The sequence below is a fragment of the Neisseria canis genome, from assembly GCF_900636765.1.
Lineage (GTDB): Bacteria > Pseudomonadota > Gammaproteobacteria > Burkholderiales > Neisseriaceae > Neisseria > Neisseria canis.
In genome coordinates this window covers 1,163,684-1,178,201 of the sequence record NZ_LR134313.1, presented here as the reverse complement: position 1 = coordinate 1,178,201, position 14,518 = coordinate 1,163,684, and the positions used below count along the sequence as shown (strand labels likewise).

Below are 14,518 nucleotides of genomic sequence, written 5' to 3'. Positions count from 1 at the left end.
CCACACCATGCCTGTCTGAAAATTTCTTATGTATTTTCAGACAGGCATGGTTATAATTGCAACCCGTTCTTATAAAGCAATATTGTGTTATGACACTTTCCGACCAAACCGTTATCGAGCATACCCGCATTTGGCTGGAAAAAGCCGTAATCGGGCTGAACCTCTGCCCGTTTGCCAAAGCGCCCTATGCCAAAAACCGCGTGCGCATCGCCGTGAGCCATGCCAAGCATCTTGACGGATTTTTGGAAGACCTCGACCGCGAGCTGCAACTTCTGGCAGAAACGCCGCCGGAAGAAACCGAAACCAGCCTGCTGGTTCATCCCGGATTGTTCGCCGATTTCCACCAGTTTAACGATATGCTTGACTTTGCCGACCAAGCGGTTATCGACAATGGTTTGGAAGGCATCATCCAAATCGCACCGTTTCACCCCGGCTTTATGTTTGAAGGCACGGAAGAACACGACATCGGCAACTACACCAACCGCTCTCCCTACCCCACGCTGCATCTGATCAGGGAAGACAGCATTGCCAAAGCTGCCGAAGCGTTTCCCGACGCCGAAGCGATTTTCGGCCGCAATATCGCTTTATTGGAAGAAATGGGGCACGAAGGCTGGGAAAAGCTTGAAATTCCGCAAGCCTGCCCGGTTAAACACAAATAATACTCTGCCATCAGGCACGCTCACACATACGGTAAGATTATGATAGTCCGCTCTGTTTTTTGGCTTTTCGGCGCGATTGCCTTGGCTCTGGGCATACTCGGCATTTTTCTGCCGGTGTTGCCGACCACGCCTTTTGTTTTGCTCGCTGCGGTATGCTGGGCGCGCGCCTCGCCGCGTCTTCACCGCTGGCTGCATCAGCACCGCTACTTCGGCCCTATGATTCAAAACTGGGAGCGCAATCGCGCCATCCCCCGCCGCGCCAAATACCTGGCTTGGACGATGATGACGGTTTCCTGCATAATTATGTTCGTCCGCTTCCCCGAACAATGGTGGATCGGCGCGGCTGCCGGTGTGATTTGCCTAGCCAGCGGCATCTGGATGAGCCGCTTGCCCGATGCTTGAATCATCAATGCCTGTCTGAAAGCTTTTCAGACAGGCATTCGGTTTACGCCACAACATGAGCGGCGATGCCAAACAGATAATTACGGCATTGTTGAATTGTCTGTATTTATCTATATCAAAAATAAACTTGATTTATGCTACAGCGTTTCTGCCCTTAGCTCAAAGAGAACGATTTTGTAAGCTCTGCCAAAGCAGCAACAAAATCAGTTCCGTACTACCTGTACTGTCTTCGGCTTTCTTCCCCGTATCAAAAATAAGTTTATTTGCCATACTCATCCTGTTTCTCCCGATACGACAATGCCTGTCTGAAAAAGTTTTCAGACAGGCGTTGATTCATGCTACCCGGTTAAACAAGCGGTGCGGCAGGTATCAGCAGATCTTCCAGCTTCGTATCGGTTGAAGCATGTTGGATCGTGATGCTGTTTTCATAGGTTTGGCCATTCTGCTCGCCGGTAAAGCTCAATACGCGGCTTTCGGCATCCCAAAGCAGCTGGCTGTTATCGACTAAATCGGTAAATTCGAGTTTGTCCTTGCCCACGGTAAAGTCGGTAATCGTATCTTTACCGCTGTTGCTGTTGATCATAAACACGAAAGTATCGCTGCCTGCGTTGCCGGTAAGCGTGTCGTTACCTGCATTGCCGATCAGGATGTCGTCATTATGACTACCGATTAAAACATCATCGCCGCCCTGCGGATTGGTGTCCATTAATTTGGCGTAGTTTTCGCGCACATAGTTGTACACCGCCTCGTCGCTGTCCACTCCAGGACGGAGGGTTTCCATGTAGTCGTCCAAACCTTCTTCCACATCATTGTAGCTGCTGCCTTTGATGGTGGTGGTGCCGGACTGCCATTCCAGCGAATCGATATTCAAACGGTCTCCCACAAGAATATCACTGGATGTACCGTACCAAACGCTGCCCGCATCAAGTTTGTCGCCGGTTGAAGGAGCTTCTTTATAATTGTCGCCGATAATCAGATCGGTTTCGTAATGCAAGCCCCGTGCGTCAAACGGCGCACCTGTACGGTTGTCTCCTTCCAATACTTCATAGTCATGTTGGAGCGGCAAGAGGCCGTCTGCTTCAAGATGTCCCCAGTCATAGCCGAATTTCAGCGTAGAAGTATCGGTTTTCGCACCGTTGCTTACGGTATAAGTAATTTCAGGAGAGTCGTAAACGGTTTGTGAAACATTGGCATCAAAATTATAACTGCCGTCAGAATTCAAAGTGAATCTGCCTGCATCAAATTGTGCGGACTCGCCTGCGGCATAACTCATTCCGTTAACCGTGAATCCCGTTACGCTCAACTGACCCACAGTCTGACCGTTTAATGTGCTTGAAGCATTATCCAACACATTGCCGTTATTTTCTCCATTCGTTTCATCTTCATCAACCAACTCGGCTTGGGCAGCGTTGCCACCCGGCTGTTCGGGAGCGGGCTGTTCCGGTGCAGGCTGTTCCGGTGCAGGCTGTTCGGGAGCGGGCTGTTCCGGCGCAGGTTGTTCCGGCGCAGGTTGTTCGGGTGCAGGTTGCTCAGGAGCGGGTTGCTCGGGTGCGCTGCTGCCCAGTGTAATCTCCAAGCTTGAAGTGTCGGTTTTGAAGCCGTTGCTCACGGTATATTCAATTTCGGGCACGGTTACACCGGCGGCGGCATTGCTTGCATCCAATGTGTAAGTACCGTCGGCGTTCAAAGTAAAGCTGCCCACGCCTTCGATCTGCACGGTTTCGCCGGCTTTATATGCGGTGTCGTTTACCGTAAATTCGGTTACGGTATAGTTTGTATTTTCCAACACTTGGCCGGTTACCGTTTTCTCTGTGCTGTTTACGTTTTCATCTTCGTCAGACGGATCATCTTTATCAATCTGGAAGCGCATGAGCGAAGAAGATGCTTTATAACCGTTGGTTACGGTATAAGCCACGCTCGGCACCCAAGCGTTTTCATCCGCAAGCTCGCTGGCGTTGATGCGGTAAGAACCGTCGCGGTTCATGGTGAACTCGCCCAGATTCTCTACCGTAACGGTTTGACCCGCCGCATAATAGGCATTGCCGATACGGAAGCCTGCAATATAAGGTTTATCGTCACCTTCGTACTGATCCAGCACATTGCTGCCGTCCACCCTGCCGCCCAGTACTTTCGTGGTACTCAAATCCACAATCGGATCGGCCTTGTCGTTGGCTTCGGCATAAGGCGCATCCGGAATCTGGCAGCGGTCGATGGAAATATAAAGCACGGCATTTTGCGTACCTTCGCCGTTGTTAATCATATAGCTGACAACCGGCATTTTGGCAGCATCCACACGCTGGCCTTCTACTGAAAATTCATAGCTGCCGTCTGCGTTTAATTGGAAAGTACCGATACCGAAAATAGCCGCCACATCACCGGCATCGTATTTCATGCCGTCGATTACAAAGCCGTCTACCGTTAACTCTTTACCGGCTTTGTTTACTGTGTTTTCCAGCACATTGCCGCTCACTTTGCCGGTGGCGTCGTCCACCCATTCGCCTGCATCCAAAAACGAATCTTTGTCGTTGGCAATGATATCCGCGGCATCCGAAGGATCAAGATGGGCGCCCCAGCTTTCAATGTTTAGGTTGATATTTGAATCAACCGTAGTATTGCCGTCAGCAACTTTATAGCCGATTTGCAAGCCGCTGATCTGGCCGCCGTTTTCAACTTCCAACACATACGAGCCGTCTTTATTCAGCGTGAAATGCTTAAGCTTGCTTGATTCGCCGCCCTTCACAACTTCGCCCGGCTGATAAGTTTTACCGTCTAAGGTGAACTCCGTTACAGACGCACCCTCCGCCTTAACCTTATTCGTGCCTTCCCAATAATGGGCATTGTCCAACACATTACCGGTGTGAATATCGGTTTTGATATCGACATGCGGCAAAACCACATGAAGCTCTTCGCTGTCATCCACCAGCTTTCTGCCGGCTTCGGCCGCCGCATTTTGAGCAGCAAGTTGCACTGTTGTGTTTTGCAAGGTATCGGTATTGCTCATATAGACTCTCCTGTTTCAAGTGGGGGTAAATTTGTTATGGCAAACAAACTTAATTCTGTGCCTTAGCTCAAAGAGTTTTGCAAGCTGAAAAGTCGACACCGAAACCAGTTCTATACTGCTTAACTTCCGAATAAGCTTATTTGCACTATAGATTCATTCACACTGTTCTCTTCATACGACTATGCCTGTCTGAAAAAGTTGTTGTTTCAGACAGGCATTTAAGCTATTTAACACTCCGCCCGAAATTGTTTTCTTTCACGCAACAATTGTTTTATTCCTTTCTGAAATGGTCTAACCCATGCAACGGCTCAACAGCCCTGGCTTACCGACCGCCTGCCGCGACAAAACAAAATGCCTGTCTGAAAACCGGATATAGGTTTTCAGACAGGCATGGTTAAGGATAATTTACTTTTAAATTGGAACGAACCCTACCTTAACAACATACAACGGCAAAGCCTTGAATACGGCTTTCAGACAGGCATGGTTCATACGGCATGAACGGATTAACCAGTGGTGCCCAGCAAGTCTTCCAGTTTCAAGTCAACCGAACCGTTTTGAATATAAATGCTGTTTTCGTAGGTTTGCCCGTTTTGTACACCAGTGAATTTCAACGTGCGGATGTCTGCCTCCCAAATCAACTTGGAGGTATCCACCACATCACTGAACACGATTTTGTCGGCACCTTTTGTAAAATCGGTAATCACATCTTGACCACTGTTACTGTTGAACATAAATACGAAAGTATCTTCTCCGTAATTACCGGTTAAAGTGTCATTGCCTGCATTGCCAATGATGATATCAGCTCCTCTGCCGCCTATAATCGTGTCGTCTCCTCCTTGCGGATTGGTGTCCATTAATGAGGCATAGTTACTCTGAACAAAAGAAACTGCAACATATTCCACAATATCCTTATCACTCATGCCCCATTCACTCAAATATTTATGCTCTCCACCGTCTATCTTAGCAGCTTTCACATAAGCCCTCAAACCTTCAACAGAATTCTCATAGCTGCTACCTTTTATAGTTACACCGCCTACATCCCAGCTCAGATTATCAATATTTAAACGGTCGCCTATAAAAATATCGTCGTGATTGTTAATAAACTTCGGTTTAGCATCCGGATTCAGTTCATCTGTGGTCGCAACCTCTTTTGAATAAACATCTCCTACCACCAAATCTGCCACATGGCTGTCGCTGGCAGCCAGTTTTGCCGGTAGGCCGTTCCGATTATCACCTGCTATAACCTCACCTTTATAATATGATGATTCGCCTACATCAGGGGGAGCAGTAACCCAGTCTTCCCTCCAATAGGCATAATAACTATATTCCATGGCCGACTCTGTGGTTTTTGCTCCATTGCTCACAATATAAGTAATGGCACCATCCCCGGCAATCCAGCCAATATCTTTATATTCAAAGCTGCCGTCTGCATTCAAAGTGAAAACACCTTGCTTCAGATAAACCGTGCTACCCGCATCATAATAAAGCCCATCGGCAGTAAAACCGACCACACTCAACTCACCAACCGGCTTGCCGTTTAACGTGCTACTGGCATTAGCCAACACATTGCCTTTCCATTCATGGATTCCGTTTTCATCAAATGGCGAATAGCCGCCTTTGTGGGGCACAATAATGGTTTCCTGTTTTTCCCAAAACGGATCAAGCGCCAAATACTCTCCCACATCTTTCAAATCGGCCGCCAATGCCGCATTGTGTGCTTGATCGTATTTAATGGTTAGAGCGGAAACGTCACTCTTGATGCCTCCCCTACCCAACTTATACACAATAGGCAGCTCAAAGTCGTGTTTCAGCGCAGAATCCGCAATAAATTGGTAAGTGCCGTTTGCGTTTAAGGTAAAGCTACCCACTCCTTCCTTATCTACAGTTTGTCCTGCTTGATAGGATTTTCCGTCGAAAATAAAAGCGGTTACTTCCGAAGCAGCATCTTCGCGAGATTCAATCACGCTGCCTTCCAACTGCTGCCCTGTCAACATCACCGTTTCATCATCATCCACAACAGGCTTTTCTTTCTCCATCAACTTAATGCCTGCCTGAAAATGCAATTTTGAAGAAGATGCTTTGTAACCGTTGGTTACCGTAAACGCAACATCAGGGATTTGCCAATTGTGTTCGCTGTTGGGCAGTTGTGTAACATTGATAAAATAGCTTCCGTCCCTGTTAAGGGTAAACGCACCCACGCCGTCAATCGCAACGCTTTGATTGGTTGCATAGTAGGTGTCGCCTATTTTGAAGCCTGAAATATAAGGTTTGTCTTTTGCACCATAAGCATCCAACACATTGCCGGTTTCAATATAATTCTCCAAAACCTTGGTCTGTGTTAAATCAGCATGACCGTTTGCTTTAACATTGGCTTCGGCATAATGGTTAACAGGGATTTTATTGTTTAAATTGACATTCAAAACACCTTCGCCAAAGTGGATATCATGCCCGCCCCAACCTATCGAATATTTAATTTCGGGTATTTTAAATGCAGTATGGCGCTGCCCTTCTATGGAAACGGTGTAGCTGCCGTTTTTGTTTAAGGTAAATGTGCCCACACCGAAAATCGCTGCCGTTTCCCCTACTCTGTATTTCATGCCGCCCACGGTATAGCTTTCCACCCTTAAAATCAGGCCGTCATAAAAATATACGGGTTCTTTAAAAACCGAACCTGTTAATTTCGTATCATTAACCGTTATTGTTTGATTCGGTATGTATTGATCTTGATATCTATCCCAAGGCGGATCATAAATGCTGTCAGAATCTCCGGACATATATACTTCAAAAACAGACTTATCCTTATGCACCCCATTACTTAGCGTATAGTGAATATTATGCCAAAGGCCATCATATTGATTCTTATGATACAAAATATATAAACCATCAGACCTTACCGTTAAATCAAAATCATCATGTATCGCCGTTTCACCTGCCGCATAAGTTTTTCCATCCAACGTAAAATCAACTATTTCGGCTTTGCCGGTAGGTTTGCCGTCTAAAGTATTGGCATCGGCATCCAACAGATTTCCAGTATGCAGCTTAACTGAATATTGATTCACTCTCCAGTTTGTCCAATCCAGCTCAAGGCGTTCATCCCCATCGGACAACACCGTGCGCTCCGCATCGTTGGGCTCTGCCGCACGCACAGATAAATCCAACATTGAAGTTTGAATACTGTTATCTCGGCTGTTTTTTACCGCATAATTGATCGTGGGCACCTGCCCTGTGTAACCATTTTCCGGCACAAAGAGATAAGAGCCGTCCTGATTCAGCTGCATGCTGCCCACTCCGGCCAACACCAGCTTCTCTCCCGCGTTGACTATTGCATGCGGAATCTGCTTGGAATCCGGCTGAATACCAAAATATTCAACAAAAACATCTTGTTTCTTACCCTCCGAAACCACCACATTATCAAGCACATTACCCTTAATGCTTTCAGAATGGTTGCTGGCCACATGTTCCGGCGCATCATACCATTTAGGTACCGGTTTCTCACGCCCGAAAAAAGTTTTCCCATCCGTAAATTCTATGAAAGAGCTGATTGTGTTTTTACCTTGCTGCAACACATAATCCACGCGCAAAGGATATTGTTTAGGATATTTCTTATAAGAATCATCAAACGAATAATAACCGTCCGAATCTATCTTGATGATATTGTCGTAATAACCATATTCGTTAACCGGTTCTGCACCTACTTTAATACTTTCCCCGTTTTGAACACGATAAGAAAGCACGCTTACCGACTCGCCGGACCGTTGCAAATTATTCAAAATATTGCCCGAATGATTTGGGTCTGACACCAAAACAACACGCTCGCTACCATCTGTCATCCAGCTTTTCTGATTCATAATCGTTTCTCCTTTGACAACTCGCCTTTAAAATTTTTTTATATAAACTTGTACTGATATATTGCACGACAATTGATAACAATGTCAATGACAAGCGGTTAATTATTTTGACTAACGAGCCTTCCATATTTAAACAATCAAACAAAATGCCTGTCTGAAACTTTTTCAGACAGGCATTCAACTTGTGCTTATCACATCAGTCTAAAGCTTACTCTTCATACACTTCCATCGGCGGGCAAGAGCAGACCAAATTCCTGTCGCCGTACACATCGTCCACCCTGTTCACGCTCGGCCAGAATTTGTTTCCGCGCACATAGGGCAGCGGGAACACGGCTTCTTCACGGGTGTAGGGGTGCGTCCATTCGCTGTCGGTTACGTTGGCGGCAGTATGCGGGGCGTTCACCAGCGGGTTGTCGTCTTTCGGCCATATGCCGTTTTGCACTTTCAGCACTTCTTGTTTGATGGATTTCAGCGCGGCGATAAAGCGGTCGAGTTCGGCTTTGCTTTCGCTTTCGGTCGGCTCGATCATCAGCGTACCGGCCACGGGGAACGACACGGTGGGGGCGTGGAAGCCGTAGTCCATCAGGCGTTTGGCGATGTCGGTTTCGGTGATGCCGCTTTCGGCTTTGAGCGGACGCAGATCAACGATACATTCGTGCGCGACGCGGCCGTTTTTGCCGGTGTAGAGAATCGGGTAATCCGCGCTCAGTTCTTTGGCGACATAGTTGGCGTTCAGCAATGCCCATTGGGTGGCCTGCTCCATGCCGGTTTTGCCCATCATGGTGATGTACATCCAAGTAATCGGCAGGATGCTGGCGGAGCCGTAGGGAGCGGCGGATACCGCGCTCATGCCGTCGGTTGCGCCTTCAACGGGCGATACGGTGTGGCTCGGGGCAAACGGGGCGAGATGGGCTTTCAAGCCGATGGGGCCCATACCGGGGCCGCCGCCGCCGTGCGGGATGCAGAAGGTTTTGTGCAGGTTCATGTGCAGCACGTCCGCGCCCACTTCGGCGGGCTGCATGATGCCGATTTGGGCGTTCATGTTCGCGCCGTCCATATACACTTGGCCGCCGTGGTCGTGGATGATTGTGCAGATGTCGCGGATACCTTCTTCGTACACGCCGTGGGTGGAGGGATAGGTAATCATCAGCGCGCCCAAGTTTTGTTGATGCTCGGCGGCTTTGGCTTTCAGGTCTTCGATATCGACGTTGCCTTGCTCGTCGGTTTTCACCACCACCACTTTCATGCCCAACATTTGCGCGGTGGCGGGGTTAGTGCCGTGCGCGGATTGGGGAATCAGGCACACGTCGCGGTTAGGCTGGCCGTTGGCTTCGTGATAGCGGCGGATAGACAGCAAGCCGGTGTATTCGCCTTGCGCGCCGGAGTTCGGCTGGATAGAAATCGCGTCAAATCCGGTGATGGCTTTGAGCTGGTCTTGCAAATCGGTAAGCATCTGCATGTAGCCCGCCACTTGGTCGCGCGGGGCGAAGGGGTGGATGCTGCTGAACTCGGGCCAAGTAATCGGCAGCATTTCGCTGGTGGCGTTCAGCTTCATGGTACAGCTGCCGAGTGAAATCATGCTGCGGTTCATCGCCAAGTCGCGCTCTTCCAGCTTTTTCAGGTAGCGCAGCATTTCGTGTTCAGTGTGGTAGCTGTTGAACACGGGGTGCTGCAAGATGGCATCTTTTCTCAACAGGCCGTCTGAAAGTTTGCTTGAGGCTTTTTCAGACAGGCATTGTGCTTTGCCGGTGAAGAGTTCCGCCAGCTTGGCAAAATCGTCGGCAGAAGTTTTTTCGTGGAATGCCACGGCCAACACGTTTTCATTCACTTGGCGCAGGTTGTAGCCCGCGTTTAAGGCGGCTTGATAAATCTCGTTGGCTTTCGCGCCGCAATCTACGGCCACGGTGTCGAAGAACACTTCATGCACCACTTTGAGGCCGTCTGAAACCACCGCATCGGCAAACGCCGCCGCCAGCGCGTGAATGCGGTTGGCAATGCGTTTCACCCCTTCGGGGCCGTGGTAAACGGCGTACATGCCCGCCAAGTTGGCCAGCAAGGCCTGTGCGGTACAGATGTTGGAAGTCGCCTTTTCGCGGCGGATGTGCTGCTCGCGGGTCGATAAAGCCATGCGCAGCGCGGGCTTGCCCGAAGCGTCTTTCGATACGCCGATAATACGGCCGGGTGCCGAGCGTTTGAATTCGTCTTTAAACGCAAAATAAGCCGCGTGCGGGCCGCCGAAGCCCATCGGTACGCCGAAACGCTGGGTGTTGCCCAAAGCAATGTCCGCGCCCAAAGAAGCAGGCGATTTCAGCAGCACCAAGCTCATCACGTCGGCCGCCACCGCTACAATCGCGCCTTGCTCTTTCAGACGGCCTATCACGGCTTCCAAATCCGCTACGTCGCCATCTTTGCCGACATATTGGAACAGCGCGCCGAAGTATTCGCCTTCGGAGGCCGTCTGAAAATCGCCCACCACCAACTCGAAACCGAAATATTTGGCGCGGGTTTGCATCACGTCTAAAGTTTGCGGATACACGCGCTCGTCCACAAAGAAACGGTTGGATTTCGACTTGCTTACCCGTTTGGCCATCGCCACCGCTTCGGCCGCCGCCGTTGCTTCGTCCAACAGCGACGCGCCCGCCACGTCGAAGCCGGTGAGGTCGAGGCACACCTGCTGGAAGTTCAGCAAAGCCTGCAAACGCCCCTGAGCAATCTCGGCCTGATAAGGCGTATAAGCCGTGTACCAGCCCGGGTTTTCCAGCACATTGCGCAAAATCACATTCGGCAGGCGGGTCGGGTAATAGCCTAAGCCGATATAGCTTTTGTTTACCTTGTTTTTCGCCGCCACACCTTTGAGCTTCGCCAACGCATCGGCTTCGCTCAAGGCCTCGGGCAGGTTGAGTTCAGACGGCATACGGATGCTTTGCGGCACGGTGTTGTCGATAAAACTTTCCATGCTGCTTTCGCCGAGCGCTTCCAGCAAAGCCACTTCGTCTTTAAAGCTGATGTGGCGCGATGCAAATTCGTTTTGGTTGAACAAGTCGTTGAAGTTCATGATTTTTCCTTTGTATTCAAAGCAAGGCGGCCAAACCGGCGCAGAGCCGCCCAAACGCAGGCTATTTTAAACGGTTTTACAAGGCTAATGGGGTTTTCTTTCAATAAAGATAAAACCAACACAAAAGCCGCCTGAAATATGTTCAGACGGCCCGCATCCTTAAGAAATATATCAACCGAAAACTTCAATCAGCCCATCCAGACCAATGTAAATCAATAACAGCCCGAACATCAAAGATATCAAACGACGAACAACTGGTTTCGACAACTGATTTCTTGCAGCGTGTGCCGTAAACACATAAGCAGTCATCACTATCGCGACCGCCAATAAAAACAATACCGACAACACAATCAACTGTACATTTTCCGGTATCTGCTCTTGCGGCTTAACAAATTGCGGAAAATATGCCAACAGAAAAACAATAGTTTTCGGATTTACCACCGTAATCAGAAAACCTGTTTTCCAGCCCGCATTGTCTGTACTTTCCGGCAAATTACCCACAATACGACGAATTTCGTATAACGATCTGCCTCCCAAATACAGTAGATATAGTGAAGCAGCAATACCCATGATAAACAATAGCTTGGGCGAGCCTGCCATCATCTCTCCCAAACCTACACATACAGCCAACAACAACACAGCATCAGCCAATAATATCCCTATTGTAACTTCTATACCTTTGCGCCAGCCACTTTTAAGCGCTCCTTGTATCGCCAGCATCATCGCTGGCCCGGGCAGAGCGGCAATCAGTAGGCTTGAAGCAAAGAAATAAATTAATGTATACAAACTCATTTGGGAGAAAACCCCTTTCGTGTAAAACAAATAAACGGCATTACAAACCCTTCTTTAAGAATTTGTAATGCTTTTAAATCCTGTTGTGCAACACACAATGCGTTTGTAATACACAGATTATTTTCTCGTCCTGATTGTTTAACCTTTAAAGCTGCATCTGTATTTGAATCAGCAGGAATTATTTCCTTAAAAGAAAATTGACTATTAATTTTTGAAAACAATGATTTTGTTGCTGGATGAAAGTATAAATGATGAAAATGCCTGATATTATTTTCCTGATTTGCAGCTAGAACTAAATCAGGAATCCGATACATGAACGTATCAGCAACCTGTAAATCGTCATCCATAATGATAGGATTAATTTTGGGATATGCTGCAGGAACAACACCTATATTAATGCTTCTTTCTTTCAATGCCGTCATACATTCCTCAAAAGTAGAAAACAATAAGATATTCCTATTAAAAAAATAGTGTGCAACCGCAGCATAACTACATGTTGAAGGATACATTTTATTCCCCAAAGTTCCAATCATTCTAAGTCTCCTAAAAATATACTATCCCTATAAGCTTATGAAAAAATAACTGCTATTTATCAGTTAGTTAATATATTAATTTATTAACAGGACTAAATCAATCATGTAACTGTAACTTAAAATTTAATATTAATCGTTATTAAATTTTTCTTATTTATATTTATCCTTTTTTCATAAATAGCCATACCATTTTTTATTTTATCCAACAGTTAAAATATTCATTCTCCTAATACCTCCATCTCCACCCTCTCCGGCGACACCGACAAATACCCACCCTGCGCACCATGCCAATCCGGCAACACGTAACGCTTCACCGTTTTACCCTTGAACACATGCCCGTGCACATGCGGCCTGTGTGTGTGCCCGTGGATAATGGCCTGTGCTTGCGGATGCCGACTTAAGGCGGCCTGCACGCCTTGTTCGGTAACGTCGGAAATCGCTGTCCGACCCATTTGCTGCTTTTTCTGTTTGCTGGCGGTGCGGATTTTAGCGGCGATTTTCCGGCGGCGGCTTTGCGGCAGGGAGAGCAAAGCTTTGCGCAGCCACGGGTTGCGGATGATGCGGCGGAAGCGTTGGTAGGAAATATCGTCGGTACACATTTCGTCGCCGTGGGTAATCAGATAAGTTTGGCCGTAAAGCTCGATGATTTGGTTTTCGGGCAGTAGCGTCATGCCTGCTGCTTCGGCGTAACGCTTGCCGAGCAGGAAATCGCGGTTGCCGCAGATAAAATATACGGGCGCGGTTTGGCTGAACGCTTTTAAAGCGGCGGCGGTTTGGCGCGCGGTTTCGCTGAGAATGTCGTCGCCCAGCCATACTTCAAACAAGTCGCCGAGAATATAGAGCGCGCCGGTTTTGCCGCGCCAGCTTTCTAAGGCTTGTAAGAATAAGCGGTTCAGCTCGGGCGTGTCGTCGGAGAGGTGGAGATCGGCGATGAAAATGGTGGGCTGCATAAGTGTGCGTGTTGATGAAAACTTAAGGCGCATCATAACTTAATTTGCGCCGGCGTGTAGAGCATGCCTGTCTGAAAAAGTACGGCAAGGGTTTTCAGACAGGCCTCAACATGCCTTTGAAGGTAATCAGCAAAGCCGCGGTTTGCACGCCCAGCAGCACCCACACCACGCCTTGCCAGCCGCTGTGCGCATAAGCCAGCCCGCACAGCCAGGCGCCGATGGTGCCGCCGCCGTAATAAGCCATGTAGTAAAGCCCGGAAGCGAGCGAGCGGCCTTCTTTCACGTTGGCCGCAATATAGCTGATGGTAGCCGCCTGTGTGATAAACACGCCGGACGACATCAATGCCAGCGCGCCGATAACTGCGGACAACGGTGACACAAGCGTGCCGAGCATGCCCGCCATAGACAAGCCCACCGCCATCAATATGGTGCGCGCGCTGCCGAAACGGTTGATCAGTTTGGCAGACAAAGGCGTTATCACCATGCCGATTAAATAAACGGAAAACAGATTGGCCAAGTCCGCACTGTTGAGCTGATAAGGCGCTGCGGCCAGATGCAGATTGATATAGGTGAAGCAGCCCACCAGCGAACACAACACACAGGCGCCGAGCAGGCAGGCGGCAATCACATAGCGGTTGTGCAGATGACCCCAAAGCGTGTTCAAAGCTGTTTTGAAATGCGGGTTGGGCACAAAGCGGCGCGATGCGGGCAGCTGCTTCCACACAAAAAACGCGCTGCTCAAAGTGAGCGCCGCCATCACATAAAACGCAGGGCGCCAGCCCGTCATCTCGCTCAGATGCCCCAACATAAAGCGCCCCATAAAGCCGCCCATCACCGTGCCCGCCACATAAAACGCCATCAGGCGCGTCATGGTTGACGTTTTAAACTCTTCGCCGATATAGGCAATCAGCACCACCGTAATCCCCGGCACGGCCACGCCCTGCAAAAAGCGGAATGCCATCATCTGCTCAATCGACTGCACGCCCGCCAGCAGCGCGGTAGGCAGCGCCAGAAAAAACAGCGAGCCTACGATAAACACCTTGCGGCCGACGGCATCCGAAAGCATGCCCATAAACGGCGACATCAAAGCCACGCCGAGCACGGTCGCCCCCACCGCCATGCCCGCCTGCACTTCCGTTGCCTGAAAATCCCGCACCAGCAAAGGCAGAATCGCCTGTACCGCATACACCTGCAAAAACGCAAACACGCCCACCAGAAAAACAGCAGCACCCAACAAACGGCTAAAAGGTTTCATATCATTCTTTCAGACAGGCATTT

At 48.9% G+C, this 14,518-nt stretch carries 9 protein-coding genes; 2 read left to right on the top strand and 7 right to left on the bottom strand.

All coding sequences use genetic code 11. From position 1 onward, the window contains the following. The first annotated feature begins 89 nt into the window (after positions 1-89). The gene (locus EL143_RS05485) at positions 90-659 is read left to right on the top strand and encodes a DUF1415 domain-containing protein (protein WP_085415737.1); all 570 of its coding nucleotides are present in this window, start codon (positions 90-92) and stop codon (positions 657-659) included. Between the two features lie 39 nt (positions 660-698). After that, the gene (locus EL143_RS05480) at positions 699-1,061 is read left to right on the top strand and encodes a YbaN family protein (protein WP_085415738.1); all 363 of its coding nucleotides are present in this window, start codon (positions 699-701) and stop codon (positions 1,059-1,061) included. 346 nt (positions 1,062-1,407) lie between these two features. On the opposite strand, the gene EL143_RS05475 is transcribed toward EL143_RS05480, so the two are convergent. The 7 genes from EL143_RS05475 to EL143_RS05445 form a co-directional block, all read right to left on the bottom strand. Further along, positions 1,408-4,062, bottom strand: a complete 2,655-nt coding sequence (locus EL143_RS05475; RefSeq protein WP_085415739.1) for a hypothetical protein — start codon at positions 4,060-4,062, stop codon at positions 1,408-1,410. A 503-nt stretch (positions 4,063-4,565) separates the two neighbouring features. Continuing rightward, a complete protein-coding gene (locus tag EL143_RS05470) occupies positions 4,566-7,910 on the bottom strand; it encodes a M10 family metallopeptidase C-terminal domain-containing protein (protein ID WP_085415740.1) in 3,345 nt (1,114 codons plus the stop codon). Between the two features lie 208 nt (positions 7,911-8,118). Further along, complete coding sequence (gene gcvP / locus EL143_RS05465; RefSeq protein ID WP_085415741.1) at positions 8,119-10,965, bottom strand: aminomethyl-transferring glycine dehydrogenase; 2,847 nt, start codon at positions 10,963-10,965, stop codon at positions 8,119-8,121. 171 nt (positions 10,966-11,136) lie between these two features. Continuing rightward, complete coding sequence (locus EL143_RS05460) at positions 11,137-11,757, bottom strand: LysE family translocator (RefSeq protein WP_054618944.1); 621 nt, start codon at positions 11,755-11,757, stop codon at positions 11,137-11,139. Beyond that, positions 11,754-12,290: a prephenate dehydratase domain-containing protein gene (locus tag EL143_RS05455; RefSeq protein WP_085415743.1), complete on the bottom strand. Its 537-nt coding sequence runs from the start codon at positions 12,288-12,290 to the stop codon at positions 11,754-11,756. Before EL143_RS05455 ends, EL143_RS05460 begins: the two co-directional genes overlap by 4 nt. A 218-nt stretch (positions 12,291-12,508) precedes the next feature. Beyond that, a complete protein-coding gene (locus tag EL143_RS05450) occupies positions 12,509-13,240 on the bottom strand; it encodes a UDP-2,3-diacylglucosamine diphosphatase (protein ID WP_085415775.1) in 732 nt (243 codons plus the stop codon). A 94-nt stretch (positions 13,241-13,334) separates the two neighbouring features. Next, the gene (locus tag EL143_RS05445) at positions 13,335-14,495 is read right to left on the bottom strand and encodes an MFS transporter (protein ID WP_085415744.1); all 1,161 of its coding nucleotides are present in this window, start codon (positions 14,493-14,495) and stop codon (positions 13,335-13,337) included. Positions 14,496-14,518 lie beyond the last annotated feature (23 nt).

Excerpts from the sequence above, each read along its gene's own strand:
- EL143_RS05485 (WP_085415737.1), top strand. The coding sequence starts at position 90 with ATGACACTTTCCGACCAAACCGTTATCGAGCATACCCGCATTTGGCTG.
- EL143_RS05480 (WP_085415738.1), top strand. The coding sequence starts at position 699 with ATGATAGTCCGCTCTGTTTTTTGGCTTTTCGGCGCGATTGCCTTGGCT.
- EL143_RS05475 (WP_085415739.1), bottom strand. The coding sequence starts at position 4,062 with ATGAGCAATACCGATACCTTGCAAAACACAACAGTGCAACTTGCTGCT.
- EL143_RS05470 (WP_085415740.1), bottom strand. The coding sequence starts at position 7,910 with ATGAATCAGAAAAGCTGGATGACAGATGGTAGCGAGCGTGTTGTTTTG.
- gcvP (WP_085415741.1), bottom strand. The coding sequence starts at position 10,965 with ATGAACTTCAACGACTTGTTCAACCAAAACGAATTTGCATCGCGCCAC.
- EL143_RS05460 (WP_054618944.1), bottom strand. The coding sequence starts at position 11,757 with ATGAGTTTGTATACATTAATTTATTTCTTTGCTTCAAGCCTACTGATT.
- EL143_RS05455 (WP_085415743.1), bottom strand. The coding sequence starts at position 12,290 with ATGATTGGAACTTTGGGGAATAAAATGTATCCTTCAACATGTAGTTAT.
- EL143_RS05450 (WP_085415775.1), bottom strand. The coding sequence starts at position 13,240 with ATGCAGCCCACCATTTTCATCGCCGATCTCCACCTCTCCGACGACACG.
- EL143_RS05445 (WP_085415744.1), bottom strand. The coding sequence starts at position 14,495 with ATGAAACCTTTTAGCCGTTTGTTGGGTGCTGCTGTTTTTCTGGTGGGC.